The 17,700-nt window shown below is 60.3% G+C and carries 15 protein-coding genes; 4 read left to right on the top strand and 11 right to left on the bottom strand.

Annotated elements, in window-relative coordinates; genetic code table 11:
• Positions 1 to 10: 10 nt before the first annotated feature.
• The 10 genes from ACZ889_RS14760 to tssB all read right to left on the bottom strand — a co-directional run bounded on the left by ACZ889_RS14760 (position 11) and on the right by tssB (position 9,451).
• Entirely contained in the window at positions 11 to 526 is a 516-nt protein-coding gene (locus tag ACZ889_RS14760) for an Hcp family type VI secretion system effector (protein ID WP_012052029.1), read from the bottom strand.
• Positions 527 to 658: 132 nt separating this feature from the next.
• Positions 659 to 1,528, bottom strand: a complete 870-nt coding sequence (gene icmH / locus ACZ889_RS14765; protein WP_476257504.1) for a type IVB secretion system protein IcmH/DotU — start codon at positions 1,526 to 1,528, stop codon at positions 659 to 661.
• A 1-nt stretch (position 1,529) separates the two neighbouring features.
• Positions 1,530 to 2,867, bottom strand: coding sequence for a type VI secretion system baseplate subunit TssK (tssK, locus tag ACZ889_RS14770; RefSeq protein ID WP_476257505.1), 1,338 nt, complete (start codon positions 2,865 to 2,867; stop codon positions 1,530 to 1,532).
• A gap of 55 nt (positions 2,868 to 2,922) precedes the next feature.
• Complete coding sequence (gene tssJ, locus ACZ889_RS14775; RefSeq protein ID WP_476257506.1) at positions 2,923 to 3,720, bottom strand: type VI secretion system lipoprotein TssJ; 798 nt, start codon at positions 3,718 to 3,720, stop codon at positions 2,923 to 2,925.
• Positions 3,717 to 4,286: an FHA domain-containing protein gene (locus tag ACZ889_RS14780; protein WP_476257507.1), complete on the bottom strand. Its 570-nt coding sequence runs from the start codon at positions 4,284 to 4,286 to the stop codon at positions 3,717 to 3,719. Before ACZ889_RS14780 ends, tssJ begins: the two co-directional genes overlap by 4 nt.
• Positions 4,283 to 5,299, bottom strand: coding sequence for a type VI secretion system baseplate subunit TssG (gene tssG / locus ACZ889_RS14785; RefSeq protein WP_476257508.1), 1,017 nt, complete (start codon positions 5,297 to 5,299; stop codon positions 4,283 to 4,285). Before tssG ends, ACZ889_RS14780 begins: the two co-directional genes overlap by 4 nt.
• The gene (tssF, locus tag ACZ889_RS14790) at positions 5,263 to 7,029 is read right to left on the bottom strand and encodes a type VI secretion system baseplate subunit TssF (protein WP_476257509.1); all 1,767 of its coding nucleotides are present in this window, start codon (positions 7,027 to 7,029) and stop codon (positions 5,263 to 5,265) included. Before tssF ends, tssG begins: the two co-directional genes overlap by 37 nt.
• Positions 7,030 to 7,032: 3 nt before the next feature.
• Positions 7,033 to 7,443, bottom strand: coding sequence for a type VI secretion system baseplate subunit TssE (gene tssE / locus ACZ889_RS14795; protein ID WP_010953542.1), 411 nt, complete (start codon positions 7,441 to 7,443; stop codon positions 7,033 to 7,035).
• Entirely contained in the window at positions 7,440 to 8,930 is a 1,491-nt protein-coding gene (gene tssC / locus ACZ889_RS14800) for a type VI secretion system contractile sheath large subunit (RefSeq protein WP_020191642.1), read from the bottom strand. The genes tssE and tssC overlap by 4 nt, the downstream gene beginning before the upstream one ends.
• Before the next feature lie 17 nt (positions 8,931 to 8,947).
• Entirely contained in the window at positions 8,948 to 9,451 is a 504-nt protein-coding gene (gene tssB, locus ACZ889_RS14805; protein WP_108078351.1) for a type VI secretion system contractile sheath small subunit, read from the bottom strand.
• A gap of 326 nt (positions 9,452 to 9,777) precedes the next feature.
• Between tssB and vasI the strand changes: the two genes are divergently transcribed.
• Genes vasI through tssM form a run of 3 tightly spaced genes read left to right on the top strand, consistent with a single transcriptional unit; the run spans position 9,778 to position 15,496 of the window.
• The gene (gene vasI / locus ACZ889_RS14810; protein WP_179053565.1) at positions 9,778 to 10,428 is read left to right on the top strand and encodes a type VI secretion system-associated protein VasI; all 651 of its coding nucleotides are present in this window, start codon (positions 9,778 to 9,780) and stop codon (positions 10,426 to 10,428) included.
• Positions 10,416 to 11,879, top strand: coding sequence for a type VI secretion system protein TssA (gene tssA, locus ACZ889_RS14815; RefSeq protein WP_476257510.1), 1,464 nt, complete (start codon positions 10,416 to 10,418; stop codon positions 11,877 to 11,879). The genes vasI and tssA overlap by 13 nt, the downstream gene beginning before the upstream one ends.
• A complete protein-coding gene (gene tssM / locus ACZ889_RS14820; RefSeq protein WP_476257511.1) occupies positions 11,876 to 15,496 on the top strand; it encodes a type VI secretion system membrane subunit TssM in 3,621 nt (1,206 codons plus the stop codon). Before tssA ends, tssM begins: the two co-directional genes overlap by 4 nt.
• Positions 15,497 to 15,573: 77 nt before the next feature.
• On the opposite strand, the gene ACZ889_RS14825 is transcribed toward tssM, so the two are convergent.
• Positions 15,574 to 17,427, bottom strand: coding sequence for an ABC transporter ATP-binding protein (locus ACZ889_RS14825; protein ID WP_047603023.1), 1,854 nt, complete (start codon positions 17,425 to 17,427; stop codon positions 15,574 to 15,576).
• Between ACZ889_RS14825 and ACZ889_RS14830 the strand changes: the two genes are divergently transcribed.
• Positions 17,426 to 17,581, top strand: coding sequence for a hypothetical protein (locus ACZ889_RS14830; protein WP_162996129.1), 156 nt, complete (start codon positions 17,426 to 17,428; stop codon positions 17,579 to 17,581). The two genes, ACZ889_RS14825 and ACZ889_RS14830, sit on opposite strands and share 2 nt — an antisense overlap.
• Positions 17,582 to 17,700 lie beyond the last annotated feature (119 nt).

The raw sequence follows: 17,700 nt of genomic DNA on the forward strand, positions 1-17,700 counted from the left end.
TTCAGTTAGATCAGGCGATCGGATTGCGCCAGTCGTCAGAACCTTCGGTATTGGCTACATCGTGAGCCCACGTGATCTTTCGATACGCCAGGGATACTTCAATCAGTTGTGTGTAGTTTTCATTGTCTTTGTCGAGTGCGTGGGGAAGCACGGTATTGATGCTGACGATGGTGGCGTCTTCTAGCGTGGTCGTGAAAAAGTGCTCTTGTTTGCCTTCCTCCGAGGTGCGATACCAGCTGACTTCGACCGTTGGCAACATTTCGCCGGTGGCAAGTGCCTGATACATCAGGGGCGTAGCTTTGTTCAGTGAACTGGTGAATATGAAAGGCTTATGCACGCGCTGGCCACTCGGTTGACCGCTCTGGGGGTCAGTGGGCGTAGTCACCTCATGCTTGATTTCCTGAACCAGAATTTGATCTTCATGGCCTTGTTGGAACACGTTGCCGACGGAGTCAGCGGTGAAGGCGCCCGCGGTGATGTTGCCTTGGGTCTGGCCTACGATCTTGATGTAAGCGGGTGTTGGCATGGCAGTTACTCCTGCGTCCATGTGGGTAAAGCACGCGCACCACGGTGGCGTGGCCATCGGAAACGATGGGCTTGTCAGCGAGGCAAAAACCTCGCTAATTCGTTGCATTCAGCGGTGCTGTGTCACGGTTGGCTATTGCTGCAAAATGCCGTTCAGCGACTCCAGCACTTCGGTGGTAATCAGGTGCAGGCGATAGCTGTAGATGCTGTAAGCCACCGCCATGGCGATGGCGGAAATCACCAAGGGGCTCCACCAGGGCCATTGCCGGTTCATGCGGAAGTTGCGTGGGGCCACATTGGTGTAGGGGTCGCAGACTTCTTCGGGGGTAGGGCCGCGCAGTTCGCGGATGATCCCGTGCAGTTGGTGAATCAATGCGTTGAGTGTTTCTTCGCCTTTCGGCGCGAGCGCGTACTTGCCCTTCAGCCCAAGGCACAGGGCGTAGTACATGAACTCCAGTACGTCCTGGTAACGCTTGGGCTCCTGCATCAGGCGGGTAATCACCGTGAAGATTTTTTCTCCACCCCAGGTCTCGTCGTGGAAGATGCTGAGCAGCGGCTCCTGGCTCCAGCAGCTGCTCTTACCCCAGGGCCGCTCCATAACGGCCTCGTCTATGAACAGGCACAGACCGTAGGAGTACGCCAACAGCTGGGCGGGCTCGTAACCGTGCTGGCGCAGTTCTTCCTGAATGTTGTCGATCTGGCCGCGCACTTGCTGGTGCACGTCCTGGATATTTGGCAGCTCGTCCAGCGTACGCAGGCGTATGACTAAGCCGAACAACGGTGATGCGGCATCCAGCATCAGGTTGGCGAAGCCGCCCCGCAGCTGAAATTCCGGGTCAGCGGGGTAGCCTTCGGAAAAGGGCTCAGGCTCAGGTTTGTCCGTGGATACTTGCGCATTGGTTGCCGCAGCCCAGGGGGCGAGTACTGGCTTTTCAAGGGTTGAATCGAGCGCGTTGACTGCAGCGTTGTTTTCATCGGTGGGCGTATTGTTGTCATTTCCCATGTCACTCACTCCTGATCGCCCAGAACTGCAGTTCAAGCCCTGGGAAGTCGCCCGCAATGTGGATGCCGAAGCCATTCGCCTTGCTCATGCACGCCCAGGCCGGGTCACGTCGGTCCAGCTCGAAGTAGCTGAAGCCCGCATGGAAGGGCAGGTCGCGGGGCGCCACGGGTAATGGCAACAAAGGGATGCCCGGCAATTGCAGCGGCACCAGGTCATTCAGTGACTCAAGCGAGGTGATCTTGGCTTTCTGGATGAACATCTGGCGCAACGCCTGTGGTGGCATGCTGGCGCGCACGGCGAGGATGAAGTCGGCTTCGTCGATCAGCCGGCGGTCTTCCAGCGTGGTCGTCATCACACCGAATTGTTCGCTCTCCAGCGGTAGTGAAACAGCGCGTGGCCGCAAGACGGTGCTCAGAGACCGACGCAAGGTGTCTTCCAGTGGTTTGAAAGAGGTGCGCAGCGCGGTGTGGTGATAGGCGGGGTACTCCTGCGGGAGCCTGTTCTGGTCGGTGAAGGTGACGAATTCGCCGCAGGCCTGGCTCATGCACAGGTACAGCTGCTCGGGGTGCGTTTGCGCTTGCCTGGCCAGATGCTGGAAGCATGGCCACCAACGGTTCATGGCCTGCAGCAGGTTGAAGTCGCGAATGTCGGCGATCCCGGACTGGCCCGATGCACCAATCCGCGTGGCGAGGCCGCGCGCCCGCTCGCGCAAGGTATGGGTGATTTCTTCAAGAAACCGCTGCAGCGCTGGCACCGCCCGCACCGAAACGCTGGTGGGGTAGAACGCTTCGTCCAGTTGCAGGCTGCCGTCGGGGCGCCGTTCCAGAATACGTGCCAGGGCCAGGCGGGTGTAGGCGCTGCTGTCTTCGGTCTTGCGTTTGAGCTGCAGGTTGGGCACCGCAAGGTCTACCTGCACCAGGTCACCGTCAGCGGTGTGGGTATCCTTGATTTCCTGTGCCTGGGCGGTATAGCGGAAATTGGCTGCATTGTCGGGCCAGCTCACTTCGCGGCCGCCATCGGTACGCAGCGGCAGGCACAGATACACCTCACTGTCTTTGCACGCGTTGTCGCCGATTTCCAGCGGCGGCGGTGGCGGCAGGTCGGCGGGAATGTCGAACACCGTGCCGTCCGGCATCACACCTCGCGCCCGGGTGATGGCGACTTTGCCCAGGCTCAGGTATTCGTCGCTCAACTGAAGTTCGCTGAAGCCGTAGAAGGCTGCGTTGAGGCTGGCGAGGCGCTGGTGCAGGGCTGCTTCGCTGGCCCTGGTCGCCTGTTGGAAATGCTGTGGTTTGACGAACAGGCCTTCGGGCCAGAGAACGGGATTGCGTGAACTCATGGGCGCTCCGTGTCAGCGTGAGTAAGCAGGAAGGGCAAAGGGTGTTGAGGCGCCATCAGTCTTCTTCCTTGAGCACGATGTGCGTGTCGTTGACCAGCACCGACAGCATGATCTGGCGGCCACGCGGCGGAATGCGCAGAACTTGCCGCCAACTGGCGTTTTCATGCCCTCGGTAATCGGCAATCACCGCGACGAAGCGGGTTTCGGCGTGGATAGGCTCGAACGGGATGTACTTGAACTGGCCAGGGCGCAGCAGGTAATCGTCACTGCGGATGTAGGTACTGCGCAGCGCTTTGGCCGGGTCCTGCTCCAGTAGCTGGTACACGGTGTTGCGCAGCAGTGAGTCGTCGCGCAGTTGCAGGATCGTGATGGCAATAGGCGTAGCGACCAGCGCTGAGGCAACGCTTGTGGTGCGCGGCAAGGTCAACGCCACCTGAGGGTCGTCGTAGCTGCCGGGGCCGCTTTCTTCCAGGGGCGAGCGCGCCGGGTCGCTTTCGTCTCCTTCGTCCAGCTCGACGGGGGACATGGCCGGGAATTGCGCTTGCAGGTATTCGAACAGAACCCCGATTTTTTCGGTCAACGCATAGGGGTCGCCAGCACTCAGGGTTACAGCGTAGGGGCTGGGCTCCAGGGCGCTATCCAGTTCGGCTGCGACGTCAAGGCTGTTCGGATTGCCGTTGAGGGTAGGGCTGGCATTGATGCTGAATGCGACCTCGGTCGGGTGATCCTGGGGCGGCCCGATGGGCAACGAGTGGTCCATGGCCACCTGGCTCATTCTGCTCAAAGAGGTACAGCCGGTGGGCACGACCAGCGCAAGCAGCAGGGTGGCGAGCAGAAGTGGATGAGGCTTCATGGGTATGCTCCGGCAATCAGGCGCTGCAGCGGGCTTTCTCGGAGTGCCCCTTCACCGTCTGCTGCGTCCAGCGCTGCCAGAGGGTCATTCCCCTTGGCTGCTTTGAAGACCGAGGAGATCTCGACGGCTGGTTGGGGGGCAGAAGGCTGTGCCGGCCAAGCGGGTGCAGGCGCTTCCGCTATCAGGCGGTCGAGCACCCTCGGGTCCGGGTTGAACAGGTCCTCCAGCGAGCGCGTGCAGGCCTGATCCTGGGTGTACTGAACCTGTAGCCGATAGGTACCAATGAGAAGCTGGTCACCCTCAACCAGGCGTCTGGGTGGAAGCGGCCCCAGGCTGTTGGCACTGCCATTGAGGTAGGTGCGGTGGCAGTGGTCGATCACGCAGAAGCTGCCTTCGATCCAGCGGATTTCGCAGTGGATGGGCGCAACGGTCTGATCGCGGTCATTGATCTGCCAGTTTGCTCGCCCGCTGCCGATGGTGCCGCCCTTGCAATCGAACAGGTGCCGAGCAGTAACGCCGTGCTGCAGTTGGTCGAGGTTGGTGATGCTCAAGGTGACTGTGTTCATGAGCGCCCCCGGATGCGTACAACCGGGCTGATCTGGCCATGCCGGTCGTCGACGAAGCTGGTCCAGCCCAGGTATGCGCCCTGGCTGCGGTGCAAGCAGAAGGGGGACAACGCGCTCTGCTTAAGGCGCAGTTCCAGGTCGTAGGCCAGCCCGTCACGCAGCAGAAAGTCGATCAGTGCACGCAAACGGCCGAAGTTGATGCCGCTGGGCAGCAAGTCCCGCAGCTGTGTCTGGTCGAGTTCGCTGATCACGATGGTGAACTTGCTGCTGCGAGTGCGCGTGCGGCTGCCGATCATGAACGTGCTGCCCAGCTGGCCGTTGGTCCGCCCCAGCCTTGCAAGCTGCCTGGACGGCGTGACGACTGATCGCGTCTCGAACTCGCGGATGTGCACCTGCTTGAGGTCGAAGCAGTGCGCAATGATGCCGGCCACAGTGCCCGGCGCACGGCTGCGGCTGGCGATCACGCCGGCAAAACTGAGCAGGCGGCTCCAGGGCAGCGCCGTGTCCCCTCGCAACTGCTTGTCGTTAAGCCCCAGCAGGGCAAACACGTACTGCGAGAACCCGTCACTGGCACCTGGCTGGAAGCGGATGTAATAGCGGTACTTGCGCCAGATACGGTGCAACAGGCTGAGCAGGTAGTGGTTGAAGAAGTCGAAGAAGGCCGGCCGTACACCGATGCCATGCGCATGTTCATACGCCACCTGTTCCAGGTAATAGGTGGGCAATGGCGAATCGGTGCCGTGCAACCCCAGGAACGTGGCAACGACGCGGTAGCGCTCGTCCTCAGCGGGCATTCGCTGGGCTTTGTACACGTCCGATACAGGGAAGGTCAGCCGTGGGTCGCAGGCCAGGCGCACGCGCAGCCGGGTGGCCTTGTCCGGCCAACGCGGTTCCAGGTCATCGCCATGCAGCCCGTGCAACCGCTCCAGCAACTGGAAGAAGTTGTACTGGTGCGCTTTGCAGAGCAGCTTGTCGGCTAGATCAGCGGTTGCTTGCCGGTCTGTATTGGCCATGTGTAGTGCTCGTTATTGGTGGTGTTGATCACTTCCAGCTGGTGGAAGGAATTGATGCTGGCGTACAGGGCGAAGAAGTGCGCGAGCACACAGCTGAACAGGTACAAGTCGCCTTCGCAGAGGAAGGCGGCCTGGTCCAGTTTCAGCCGGGTGTGCAGGCCGCGAATGGGTTGCCCCTTGATCAGCCAATCCATGGGCTGCGTATGAATGTCGCGCATACCTTCCAGGCGTTTACGGGTGGTGCGGGCCTGCTGGATGTCATGCAGGGCCATGAAGTCATAGGCGCGGATCACCGCTTTCAGCGGCTCTACCGAGAGCATGGACAGGTAGTTGAGCGACATGTTGGAGATCAACGCCCACTGCAACTGGCCGTCCAGCACCGGGCGACAGGGGCGGGTGGGTGTACAGAGATTGGTGTAGGTGGCCAGAGGCGGCGTAAGTTCGGTCAGAACGTTGATGTCATCGATGCCCAGCGCCAGCGGGAGGTCCCGATTAGTGCAAGTGAGGTCGATGGACGCGGTTTCCAGCTCGCCTATGTAGCTGTTGGCGTCGGCGCGGACGAAGGCGATTCGATGCATGACGCCATTGCCGTGCAGGCACTCTTCCAGCTGGCAGCGGTAATACAGCGCCGTGCGCCCCTGGACGTGCTCGATTTCATGGGCGAATGACTCGAAGGGACGGAAGGTCCGAAGGTGCTCACCGGTGTTCCCGTCAGTCGTCGTTCGGGTGCTGATCACCTGGTCGACACTGAAGATTTCGTAGCCGTGCGGCGCTGTGCCCTTGGGCTTCAGTGGAACCATGGCGTCCTTGCCGGACAGGTCGATGGGCTCGGCGCTGTGCTGGAACAGGTTGACCGCAGGTGCGCAGAACAGGTTGAAATCTGCTTTGCCGACACGCAGCGAGTCGGGTAGCTGGCGCGTGAAGAGAAATTCGAGGTTTACCTGCTGGCTGCCATGAGCTGGCCAGATTTTTTCCAGCCCGGTAACGCTGAAAAAGTGAAAACGTTGAGGGAACGCGAAGTATTCCTGCAGGATGCGGTAGCCATCAAAGACGTTCTGTGGATAAGGCAGCAAGGCGTCGTTGGGGCTGAACCCTGGGAATGCGATGCTATTTGCCGGCAGCCGACGAACCTCGCCATTGATGGTCACGCTGACATGCTTGAGGTATTGAGAAACCCACAGGTAAAGCGTGCGAGCGGTTCGGGCATCGCCGCTGAGGTAAAAGTCGAGGCTAGTACAGCCCAGGCTGTTCAACGGCCGCTCGACCAGTGATTGAAGGCCGATGCAGATCACAGAACTGTCGGATGTCTGGGTGGCTGCCACCGTGTCGATCTCAAACGGATAAATGTTGACCGCTGTACAGGTGCGGAACTCGCAGGCCACGCCGTCTACCGGTTTCGAGAACAGCTGCGACCCCTTTGGGATGCGCTGTGACTGGCTGAGGGATTGCCTCACCGGGCTGAACTTGATGATCGTCGCGCTGGGCATCGGCCGCAGGTAGTTCGGCCACAGCAACTGCAGCATGGGATGGGTCAGCTCTGGCAAGTCGTCTTCCAGCTTCAGCCGTAGCTTGGCGGTCAGGAGCGCAAAGGCTTCCATCAGGCGTTCGACATCGGGGTCGCTGGCGCCTTTGCCAAGCAACCGCGCGAGTTGTGGGTTGTCCTTGGCAAAGTCGTTCCCCAGTTCGTGCAGGTAACGCAGTTCTTCGCTGAAACGGTCTCTCAGTGACATGGGTCACCTCACGCGCGTGTAGCGGTTGTGCCCATCGACCAGCAGCTCGAGTTGCAGCTGCTCTGCGTGGTTGTTGACCTGTACCAGGCAATCCAGCCTGAAATGCAGCTCCAGCGGGGCATGGGTATCGGGCACTGCGTTGAGCGTGCGTACCTGTATGCGCGGCTCGAAGCGCTGGAGGGTGCGGCGGATATCCGCGCTCACCTGCACAAGCAAGTCGCCGTTGCTCACGTCATGCCCGTTGAAGTCGCGCAGGCCCAGCTCAGGGCTGCTCTGGGAGCACCCCTGGCGAGCATTCAGCAGCGTTTCGAGGTGGCGCTTGATGGCGGCGAACTTGTGGGAAGCGCTCTCGCGTCGGGAGGCCTCCCGGCGGGTGCACTGGTCCACCATCAGGCGATCAAAAAGACCACTCATTGCGTATCGAGCCGCCCGACCAGGGAAATCTCGAAGTTCGCGCCCATGTACTTGAAGTGCGGGCGTACGGCGAGCGAAACCTGGTACCAGCCCGGGTCACCCGCAACATCCGAGACCTCAATACGGGCGGCACGCAGCGGCCGGCGGCTGCGAACGTCGGCAGACGGGTTCTCCTGGTCGGCGACGTACTGCTTGATCCATTTGTTCAGCTCGGACTCAAGGTCACGGCGCTCTTTCCAACTGCCGATCTGCTCGCGCTGCAGCACCTTGATGTAGTGGGCGAGCCGGTTGACGATGAACAGGTAGGGCAACTGGGTACCCAGCTTGTAGTTGGTCTGTGCCTGAAGCCCCTCAGGGGTTTTCGGGAAGTGCTTGGGCTTTTGTACCGAGTTGGCGGAGAAGAACGCGGCGTTGTCGCTGTCTTTACGCATGGTCAGGGCGATGAAGCCCTCTTCGGCCAGTTCGAATTCCTTGCGGTCGGATATCAGCACCTCGGTAGGAATCTTGGCCTGCAACTGGCCCAGGGATTCGTACAGATGGACCGGCAAGTCTTCGACAGCACCGCCGGATTGGGGGCCGATGATGTTCGGGCACCAGCGGTAGCGGGCGAAGCTGTCGTTGATGCAACTGGCTAACAGAAAAGCAGAATTGCCCCACAGGTAGTTGTCGTGCTGCCCGGCGATGTCTTCGTTGTAGTTGAAGCTCTCGATCGGTTGTTCCTGCGGGTGGTAAGCGGAGCGAAGCATGAAGCGCGGCCCGGTCAGGGCGACGTGGCGGGCGTCTTCGCTTTCACGAAAAGCGCGCCACTTGGCATGCCGAGGGCCGGCGAAGAGGTCTTTTATTTCCTTGAGGTTAGGCAGCTCCTCGAAGCTGTTCAAATTGAAGAATTCGGGGGCAGGTGCAGCAAGAAAAGGGGCATGGGACATGGCGCCAACGGAGGCCATGTAACTTAGCAACTTGATGTCAGGGGAAGAGGGGCCGAAGTTGTAGTTGCCTACCATGGCCGCAACCGGCTCTCCCCCGAATTGGCCATAACCCGCGGTGTAAACATGCTTGTAGATACCGCTGCAGGTAATGTCAGCAGCATTTTCGAAGTCGTCGAGCAGGTCCTCTTTACTGACATGCAAGACTTCAAGCTTGATGTTCTCCCTGAAGTCCGTGCGGTCGACCAGAAGTTTCAGGCTGCGCCATGATGATTCAAGCTGCTGGAACTCAGGCTGATGCAGAATGGCATCCATCTGTTTGCCGAGCATTCGGTCGATTTCGGCAATCATCTGGTCGGCTCGGTGCTTGTTGATCAGTTGATCTGGGTCATTGCTCTTGAGGATTTCGGTGATGAAGGCAGATACGCCCTGCCTGGCAATTTGGTAGCCCTCCTGGGCAGGTACCAGTTTGGTTTCTGCCATGATCTGGTCGAGCAAGGTGGCATTGCTCAATGTGTCGGCCGTTGCGTCTGTGGTGATGGCGGTGCTGCTTGGCTTGGGCATGTGGACGCTCCGTTGTCTCAATCTTGTTCTGGCGCCTCGAGCACCAGGTCCAGTTCTTGGGCGAGCTGCTTACGCGCCTGCTCGTTGTTAAGCAGGTGCTGCAATTGCTTGCGGAAGGCCGGGACGTTACCCAGCGGGCCTTTCAGGGCGACCAGTGCTTCGCGCAGCTCCAGCAGCTTGTTCAGCTCGGGCACCTGGCGCGCGATCCGGTCCGGCCCGAAATCGTTGATGGACCTGAACTGAAGGTGGACGGCCAGCTCGGTATCCGGGGCGGTGCCAAGCCTGGACGGTACCGTTACGTCCAGGCTCACGTTGGCGTCGTTCAACACGCTGTTGAATGTATGTTTATCGATGCGCATGACCTGACGGTCCTCAAGCGCACGGTTGTCATCCAGGCCGAAGTCGCCCAGCACCAGCATCTTGTGCGGCAGCTCCACCTCAGCCTGCTCATCGCTGGTAGCGGGGACATACTTGATATTGACGCGTTCTTTCGGCGCAACGGATCCCGTATTTTTAGACATCGGTACGCAACTCCCTGTTGGGCTGTAGGATGTTCAGGTGCTAGTTGTGTTTATTGTTGTCTCGGTCTTGTAGGAAGATTCCCACATATGATTAATGGGTTGGGTTATTTGTCCGTTCCCTATGAAAACGATGCACGGAATAGTGCTCTTTGGTCGAGCATTAAGATGTAAAGAAATATTTGTTTGTGTGCATTCGGTACTGTGTAATAGGCTTCTGCTGGATTTGTTTTAATTGGTCGCGCGGACGCATGGGCATTGCTATCTATTTGTAGGAAAGTTCTTTGCGCCGTATAGGCCTTTTGTACTATTCAGAGAGTAAATTCAGGATGATTAACCGCTGTGCATATGGCGCCGGTCTCTCGTTGCTGTTTTGTCTGCAGCCGGTGCTGGCAGGCTCCACGCGGGACTGTCCCCGGATTGTTTCCAACGTCGAGCGACTGGCCTGTTTCGATCAGGCTGCTGGCACCCCGGCGTACACGCCAAAACGGCAGTGGTCTGCACCGGAGCAGCAGGCCCCCACTGTGTTGCGTGTGATGGCAAATGAAGCTGAACGGGCACCGGATGACCTGACGTTTCGCATCGGGAGCCAGACCCAGGACGGGGCAGGCGCACCAGCGCTTGTGATTTCGGCGCCCGCCATCGCATCGGGTGATGAACGTGCTTACATGGCAATCAGTTGCATCCAGGCCATCTCCCGGCTACAGCTGATTGCCAGGCGCCCGATCGAAGCAAGCTGGGTCAAGGTACGCCTGAGCGGGGAGGGCTGGTCTACCCGTGAGACGTCCTGGCAAGTGATGGAGAACGGCCAAGTGCTCGATGCCGGGCGGGGCCTGCCCGCCATCGAACAGATCAGGAAGCTGATCGGTGCCCAGCGTATCGAGGTTGTGAGTGATTACGGCGAGGTCGACGGGCTGACCTTCGATGCGCAAGGCCTGGACCCCTTGATCAGCCGGGCGCGAAGCACATGTCGGTGGTAGCGCAGGTATCCGGGGAAGAGGTCACTCGGTTGCTCGCGCCGATTGATCCGGCAGTTCCGGCTGGCCTGTTCGATGTCGAGGACGAAACCTATCAGGCCATTGATCAGGAGATGGTCAAGCTGGGTGGGCTGCAGGAAGCCTCGATCGACTGGGTCTACATCGAAGACGCGTCCCGTCAGTACCTGAGCCAGCAATGCAAGCACTTGCGAATCGTTGCGCACCTGAGTGCCGCATGGTTGCGTAGCGGCTGCTGGGAGCAGTGGGGATGCACCTTGGCGTTGCTGGCCGGCATGCTCGAGTGCTATTGGGAAGCCGCTCATCCCAAGCCGGGACCGAAAGGCTTCCTGGGCAAACGCAAGCTGGTTGCCCTGGTGATCGATCGCTTGGCCGAGGCGCTCCCGCGTCTTGATCGTTTTACCTACACCCCGACCCACGCAGCGGCAGCGCAGGCTGCCTTGAAACGCCTGCAACAACAGGAAACGGTGCAGCTGGACACGGCAGCACTGGGCGAACTTGAGCGCCTGCTAGGCAAGTACTCGGAACTTGCCAACGGTGTTGGCGAGGCTGCTGTGCCCAAAGCGCCGGCTGCAACCGAGAAGCCTGCGCCGTTGGCCGATGTCATCGCCACACCCGTGTCACGCATGTCGATGGGCAATGAGCGTGAGACACGGCGGGCCGTGCTGTCCATGGCCGAGCTCATCAACCAGCAGGACCCTTACGACGCTACCGGCTATCAGGTACGGCGTTTCGGTTTGTGGGCGCACATTCAGATTGCTCCCCAGGTCAGGCAGGGCAACCGTACGGAATTGATGGCGGTGCCGCTGGACATCACGCGGGTCTATGAAGAGGCCATTGCCAGTAAGGCGGTTGACCCCGCCTTGCTGCAGCGTATTGAAAAGAGCCTGACGGCTTGCCCCTTCTGGATTCGTGGCAGCTTTCTGGCTGCGACCGTCGCCACACAGCTGGCGATGTGCGAGGTGGCCGAAGCCATCCGTTGTGCCACCGCCCGGTTTGTACAGCGCATGCCGTCGCTGCAGCAGTTGTGCTTCAGCGACGGGCTGGTATTTGTCGACGACCAGTGCCTGGCCTGGCTCAAGGGCACGCAAGGGCCGTCTGGCCAAGGTGCAACCCCCCAGGAGTTCAGCGGCTTGCGCGAGGAGTTGGTCAGCCAGCTGGAAACCGGTGGCGTAGAACCGCTGCTCCTTCGGCTGCAAGGGCTGCAAGCGGGCTTTCGTGCTCCCCGTGAGCGCTGCCACACCACCGTGATTGCAGCTGATCTGCTGGCCGCGCGGGGTGTGTCCTGGCTGGCCCAGGACCTGTGCGCCAACGTTGCCCGAACCATGCAGCAAACCACCGCCAGTGCGTGGGAGCCCGAGGTGTTTCAGCGGCTTCAGCAGTACGCGGCATCCCCAGTGCTGGCAGTTCAAGACAAGGATCAGGAGCCTCGATGAATCAAATATGGACGCAACTCAAACGTTGGGGCTGGCCGTGGGTAACGCGCATTGGCCTGGCGCTGCCGCTGCTGCTAGGGCTTGGCGCCTTGCTGATGCTGGTCGCTATCTGGTGGCTTGGCCCGCAATGGACGTGGCGGGAGCAGCAGCCGCTGGCAAGTGTGGCTCATCGCAGCGTGGCAAGCCTGGTGCTCGTGCTGGTGCCGCTTCTGTGCTGGCTTGGGGTGCTGCGCACGCGCTTTCGCCGCCTGCAAACGGAGCGCCGGCAGGCACTGGCCGCCGAACAGGATGTCGCGCTACCGTTCGTGCAGGCGCAAGAGCGGGCCTTGAGCCAGGGGCTTGAGCGGTATCTCGACAATGCCGGTGGGCGACGCGCGTTGTACCGGCTGCCTTGGTACCTGGTGTTGGGCGACGAACAGTCCGGTAAAAGCAGCTTCATCGACCGCACCGATCAGCGCTTTACCCTGACGCGTATCGACCAGGCCCAGGCACGGGGCCGACAGGCTGAAGCACTGGCCTATCCGGTAGGCTGGTGGGTCAGCGACGATGCCGTGATCATCGACCCGCCCGGCGTTTTCATCAGTCAAAAACCACCGGTGGGCTCGGCGGCCAACGACCCCACCAATGCCTCCGCGCCGCCCGGCATCCAGGCCCGGTTATGGGAGCACCTGTTGGGCTGGCTGCAGCGTAAGCGAAGCCAGCGGGCGCTCAATGGTGTGTTGCTGGTGGTCGACCTGCCGGCGCTGCTGCATGGCAAGCCCGAGCAGCGCGTCGCGCTGGCCCATGGGTTGCGCACACGCCTGTACGAAGTGAGCAGTCAATTGGGCGCGCGCCTGCCGCTGTACGTGGTACTGACCAAATTCGATCTGCTGGACGGCTTCGACCAGTTCTACAGCCAGCTTCCGGCCGCCAAGCGTGAAAGCCTGTTGGGGTTCACCTTCAAGCTGGATGCGGTTGACGCGTTCGACGCCTGGCTGGATGAGTATGACGAGCACTACGGGCGGCTTCTCACCCAATTGCATGAGCAGGTCATCGATCGGCTGGATGTACTGGGCAAGACAGCACCGTGCGGACGCCTGTTCTCACTGCATGCACAGCTGATCGGGTTGCGCCCCATACTGCAGGCATTCTTGCGCGAAACCCTGGCGAGTGACCGGTTCACCACGCCACCCTTGGTGCGTGGTGTGTACTGGTCGTCAGTGGTACAGCAAGGCGACATGCGCAATGCCTTTGTCCGTGAAGCGGCTCAGCCCTACACGACGAAGCTACCCCTGCGTGAAGGTAAAGCACAGGGGAAGGCGTTGGTCTATTTCATCCAGCAAGCATTCAGGCGGGTTATTTACCAGGAAGCCGGGCTGGCGGGCGACAATGTTCGGGTAGCGCGCAGCAAGCGCCACTTGTTGTGGGTGGGCTCTGGTGTGGGCATCCTGGCGTTCAGTATCGCCATTGCCAGCTGGCAGCGTTACGCCGAGATCAATGGCGCCAAGGCTGCCAGTGTGCTCGCCAAAAGCCAGGAGTACGGCGGTCACGAAGTCGATATGCGTCTTGATCCGACCGGGCGCAACCTGCTGGCGCCACTGGACCAGATTCGCGATGCGGTGGCGGTGTTTGGCGACTATCGTGCGGCCTGGCCGGTGGTTGCCGATTTTGGCTTGTATCAAGGGCGCAACATTGGTCCCTTGGTTGATGAGGCGTACCTCAGCTTGTTGTCGAAACGTTTCTTGCCGGCCTTGGCCAGTGGTGTGATCGATGCCATGAACGCTGCACCACCTGGCAGTGAGCAACAAATGGCCGCGCTCAGGGTTTACCGGATGATCGAGGACCGCAATAGCCGCCGGCCAGAATGGGTCGAGGACTGGATGGCCCGTCAGTGGCAACGGGCCTTTCCTGGCCAGGGTCAGTTGCAGCGTGACCTCATGCAGCACCTGAAGTACGCCTTGGCCTATGCTGATACCGATTTGCCGCAGTACCGCCAGCGGGTCAGCGAAGTGCAGCAGGCGTTGCGCAAATTGCCGTTGCCACAGCGGGTCTACGCTGGGCTGAAACAACAATCGTACGAGCAGGTGCACGCCGGGCTGGACCTGCGCCACCAGGTAGGGCCTGCGTTCGATGTGGTGTACCAGCCGTCTTCCGGGTCAAGGCAAGGGGGGGAGGATGTAAGGCTGGCCGGCATGCTCACCGCCAAGGGCTTCAGGGATTACTTCGAGCCGCACAGCCAACGCTTCGCTGAAATGGCGATGGTTGATCAATGGGCATTGGGGGAGCGCAGTCAACTCGACTATTCGGACGTCGACCGCGATGCGTTGACCGAGCGGCTGTATAACCTCTACAGCGCCGATTACATTGACAGCTGGCGGCGCGCCCTGAACGCGTTTACGGTGGCTGACTTCCGTGATCTGGACCATGGTGTCGCGATCCTGGAGCAGTTGACCGGCCCCGCAGCACCGTTGCAACGGCTGCTGGATACGGTCAGGGATAACACCTCGCTTGCGTCTCCAGCAGTTGTTGAATCACCGGGTGAGCTGAGTACGCTGCGGGTAGCAACCGGAAAACCCGAGCAACAGCAAGCGTTGGCTATCCAGCGGGCGTTTGCAGGCCTGGGCGCCATGCTGCAGGCGACAGGAGAAAAGCCGAGCTACTACGATGAAACCCTCGGCGCTGTTGCGGCCGTGCTGGACTACGCCAAGGCCGTACAGGACAGCCCGGACCGCGGCAAGGCCGCGTTGCAAGCCGTGCATCAGCGCTTTGCGATGACAGGGCAGGACCCGATCGGCACCCTGCAACGTGTTGCCACAGGTTTACCGGAGCCTATCAGCCACCAGGTCAGAAAGCTCGCCGACCAGACTGCCCAGGTGCTGAACGTCGAAGCACTGCGCGAACTGGAGCGACGTTGGGATGCTGACGTGTACAGTTTTTTCCAGCAACGCCTGGCAGGCCGCTACCCCTTTGTGGTGAAGGCACCCGATGCTTCTTTGGATGACTTCGAGGCGTTCTTCGGGCCGAAAGGGCGCCTGCAGCAGTTTAATGATCGGTATCTCAAGGTTTTCCTGAAGGACAACCTTGAGGCTTTGCAGTCCGCTCAGCACGGGCAATCCCTGATTCGTGCCGACGTGATCGAGCAGCTCGAGCTGGCGGAGCGCATCCGCGAAACCTTCTTCGATCAGCGTGGCCAACTGAGTGTGCAGTTCAGCATCGAGCCCTTGGGGCTCAGTGCGAACCAGCGTACCAGCCTGCTGGACCTGGATGGCCAGTTGATTGCCTACACCCATGGCCCAAGCCATATCACGGGTATTGTCTGGCCCAATACCCTGGGGCAGCAGGTCCGTAGCAATCTCACCTTGCTAAGGCAAAATGGCAACAGCAGCAGCCTGGAGTACCGTGGCCCGTGGTCGATGTTCCGCTTGCTCAGCCGCGGCGCGCTCAATGGCCGGACGGCGACCAGCGTGGACCTGAGCTTCCGGACCGGAGATGGCGTGATGCGCTATCGGCTTAACGCTGAAAAAGCCTTCAATCCTATTACCCAGCAACCGTTCAAAGGCTTCCGCTTGCCCCGAGGCTTATTGCAACAGCCAGCCAATGGGGTGCAGGCGGCGCTATCGGATGAGCAGCGACTATGAACATCGTCAGGGGCGCAATGCATTGACTGGGCAGGCTTTCGAAGCCTGGGTATGCGCTGTCTGCCCCCGGCCTCTGCTTACTCCACAGCCTCGGCCACGCCCCGATCCTCACCCAGGAACCCGCCACTCTGGTGCTGCCACAACCGTGCATAGGTACCCTGTTTTGCCAACAGTTCGGCATGGGTGCCTTGCTCGATGATGCGCCCTTCATCCATCACGATCAGTCGGTCCATGGCGGCGATCGTCGACAACCGGTGGGCGATGGCGATAACGGTCTTGCCCTGCATCATCTCATCCAGGCTCTCCTGAATGGCCACTTCCACCTCCGAGTCCAGCGCGCTGGTGGCTTCGTCAAGCAGCAGGATCGGTGCGTTCTTCAGCATCACCCGGGCAATTGCAATGCGCTGGCGTTGGCCGCCAGACAGCTTGATACCGCGTTCACCCACCAGGGTGTCATAACCGCTGTTGCCCTGGCGGTCGCTGAGCTGGCTGATGAAACCGTCGGCCTGGGCATTGGCCGCAGCAGCACGGATCTGTGCTTCGGTAGCATCGGGGCGGCCATAGGCAATGTTGTCGCGAATCGAACGGTGCAACAGCGAGGTGTCCTGAGTGACCATGCCGATGGCGCTGCGCAGGCTGTCTTGCGTGACCTTGGCGACGTTCTGCCCGTCGATGCGTATTTCCCCCTTATCCACGTCGTAGAAGCGCAGCAGCAGGTTGATCAAGGTGGATTTACCGGCGCCGGAGCGGCCGACCAAGCCGACTTTTTCGCCTGGACGAATGTGTAGCGTCAGCTCATTGAGCACCTGGCGCTCGCCGTTGTAGTTGAAGCTGACCTTGTCGAAACTCACCGCGCCACCCGTGGTGACCAGCTCTGCAGCACCCGGCGCATCCTGTACCTTGGGGCCGCGGGTGAGGGTGGCCATACCGTCCTGCACGGTGCCGATGTTTTCGAACAGCGAGGTAATTTCCCACATGATCCAGTGCGACATGCCGTTGACGCGCAAGGCCATGGCGGTGATTGCCGCCACGGCCCCGGTGCCGACCTGGCCCTGGTGCCACAGCCACAGTGCATAGCCACCGGCACCAAAGATCAAGCCCACCACCAGCGCCTGGTTGACGATTTCGAACTGGCTCACCAGGCGCATCTGGCGAAAACCGGTCTGCTTGAAGTCTTCCATGGCTGCGCGCGCAAAGTGCGCTTCGCGGTTGGAGTGCGAAAACAGTTTCACCGTGGTGATGTTGGTGTAAGCGTCAGAAACCCGCCCGGTCATCGACGACCGGGCATTGGCCTGCTCCTGCCCGACTTTGCCCAGCCGGGGTACGAAATACAGCATGGCCAAGCCGAACAGCACGACCCAGGCAATGAAGGGCAGCATCAGTTTCAGGTCAAAGCCGCCGGCCAGGGCAATGATCGCGATGAAATACACGCCAATCCCCGGCAGGATTTCGATAAGGGTGAACAGCACATCGCGCACTGCCAGTGCCGTCTGCATCACCTTGGTTGTGACCCGGCCAGAAAACTCGTCAGAAAAGAACGACAAGCTTTGGCGCAACATCAGGCGGTGAAAGTCCCAACGCAGCCGCAGCGGCAGGTTGATCGCCAGCACCTGGTGCTGAACCATGGTGCGCAGCGCCACCAGCCCGATGCTGACCAGCAGGACGATGCCGATACCCCACAGCACACGGCTTTCCTCGGGGCCAACAGTACCGCCTGCCTGCCAGGACGCGAGCAGGTCGACCACCTGGCCGAGGAACGCGAACAGCCAGGCTTCGTATATCGACACCCCGGCACTGAGCAGTGCCAGCGCCAGAATGTAGCCACGGGCGCCGCGGGTACAAGCCCACATGAAGCGCAACAGGCCAACGGGCGGCGGTGGTACCTCGTCGGGTGGGAAGGGGTCGAGCCGACGTTCAAAGATACGCAGCATGCTTGTCTCCGGAAAACGGTTTTTGCCTGGCCAATGCCCTGCCGGCTTGCCTTTGCCGACTTTTGTTTTTAACCCGGAAAAGGTCGGCCTTGGGGTGTTTGTTAACAAACCTTTGCAACTCATTACATTTCAGATTGATTTCATTCTGCCCTGATGCTGTATAATTGACGCGACTTTGTGCTAGGTATCCTTTTCGTCGTTTTTTTGACATGAGTCATAAGGCGTCAGCAGAGGATGTGACACATTCCGCCTTCAAACCGTTTCAATTTACCT

This window comes from Pseudomonas sp. TE3895 (assembly GCF_056278855.1).

Excerpts from the sequence above, each read along its gene's own strand:
- ACZ889_RS14760 (WP_012052029.1), bottom strand. The coding sequence starts at position 526 with ATGCCAACACCCGCTTACATCAAGATCGTAGGCCAGACCCAAGGCAAC.
- icmH (WP_476257504.1), bottom strand. The coding sequence starts at position 1,528 with ATGGGAAATGACAACAATACGCCCACCGATGAAAACAACGCTGCAGTC.
- tssK (WP_476257505.1), bottom strand. The coding sequence starts at position 2,867 with ATGAGTTCACGCAATCCCGTTCTCTGGCCCGAAGGCCTGTTCGTCAAA.
- tssJ (WP_476257506.1), bottom strand. The coding sequence starts at position 3,720 with ATGAAGCCTCATCCACTTCTGCTCGCCACCCTGCTGCTTGCGCTGGTC.
- ACZ889_RS14780 (WP_476257507.1), bottom strand. The coding sequence starts at position 4,286 with ATGAACACAGTCACCTTGAGCATCACCAACCTCGACCAACTGCAGCAC.
- tssG (WP_476257508.1), bottom strand. The coding sequence starts at position 5,299 with ATGGCCAATACAGACCGGCAAGCAACCGCTGATCTAGCCGACAAGCTG.
- tssF (WP_476257509.1), bottom strand. The coding sequence starts at position 7,029 with ATGTCACTGAGAGACCGTTTCAGCGAAGAACTGCGTTACCTGCACGAA.
- tssE (WP_010953542.1), bottom strand. The coding sequence starts at position 7,443 with ATGAGTGGTCTTTTTGATCGCCTGATGGTGGACCAGTGCACCCGCCGG.
- tssC (WP_020191642.1), bottom strand. The coding sequence starts at position 8,930 with ATGCCCAAGCCAAGCAGCACCGCCATCACCACAGACGCAACGGCCGAC.
- tssB (WP_108078351.1), bottom strand. The coding sequence starts at position 9,451 with ATGTCTAAAAATACGGGATCCGTTGCGCCGAAAGAACGCGTCAATATC.
- vasI (WP_179053565.1), top strand. The coding sequence starts at position 9,778 with ATGATTAACCGCTGTGCATATGGCGCCGGTCTCTCGTTGCTGTTTTGT.
- tssA (WP_476257510.1), top strand. The coding sequence starts at position 10,416 with ATGTCGGTGGTAGCGCAGGTATCCGGGGAAGAGGTCACTCGGTTGCTC.
- tssM (WP_476257511.1), top strand. The coding sequence starts at position 11,876 with ATGAATCAAATATGGACGCAACTCAAACGTTGGGGCTGGCCGTGGGTA.
- ACZ889_RS14830 (WP_162996129.1), top strand. The coding sequence starts at position 17,426 with ATGCTTGTCTCCGGAAAACGGTTTTTGCCTGGCCAATGCCCTGCCGGC.
- ACZ889_RS14825 (WP_047603023.1), bottom strand. The coding sequence starts at position 17,427 with ATGCTGCGTATCTTTGAACGTCGGCTCGACCCCTTCCCACCCGACGAG.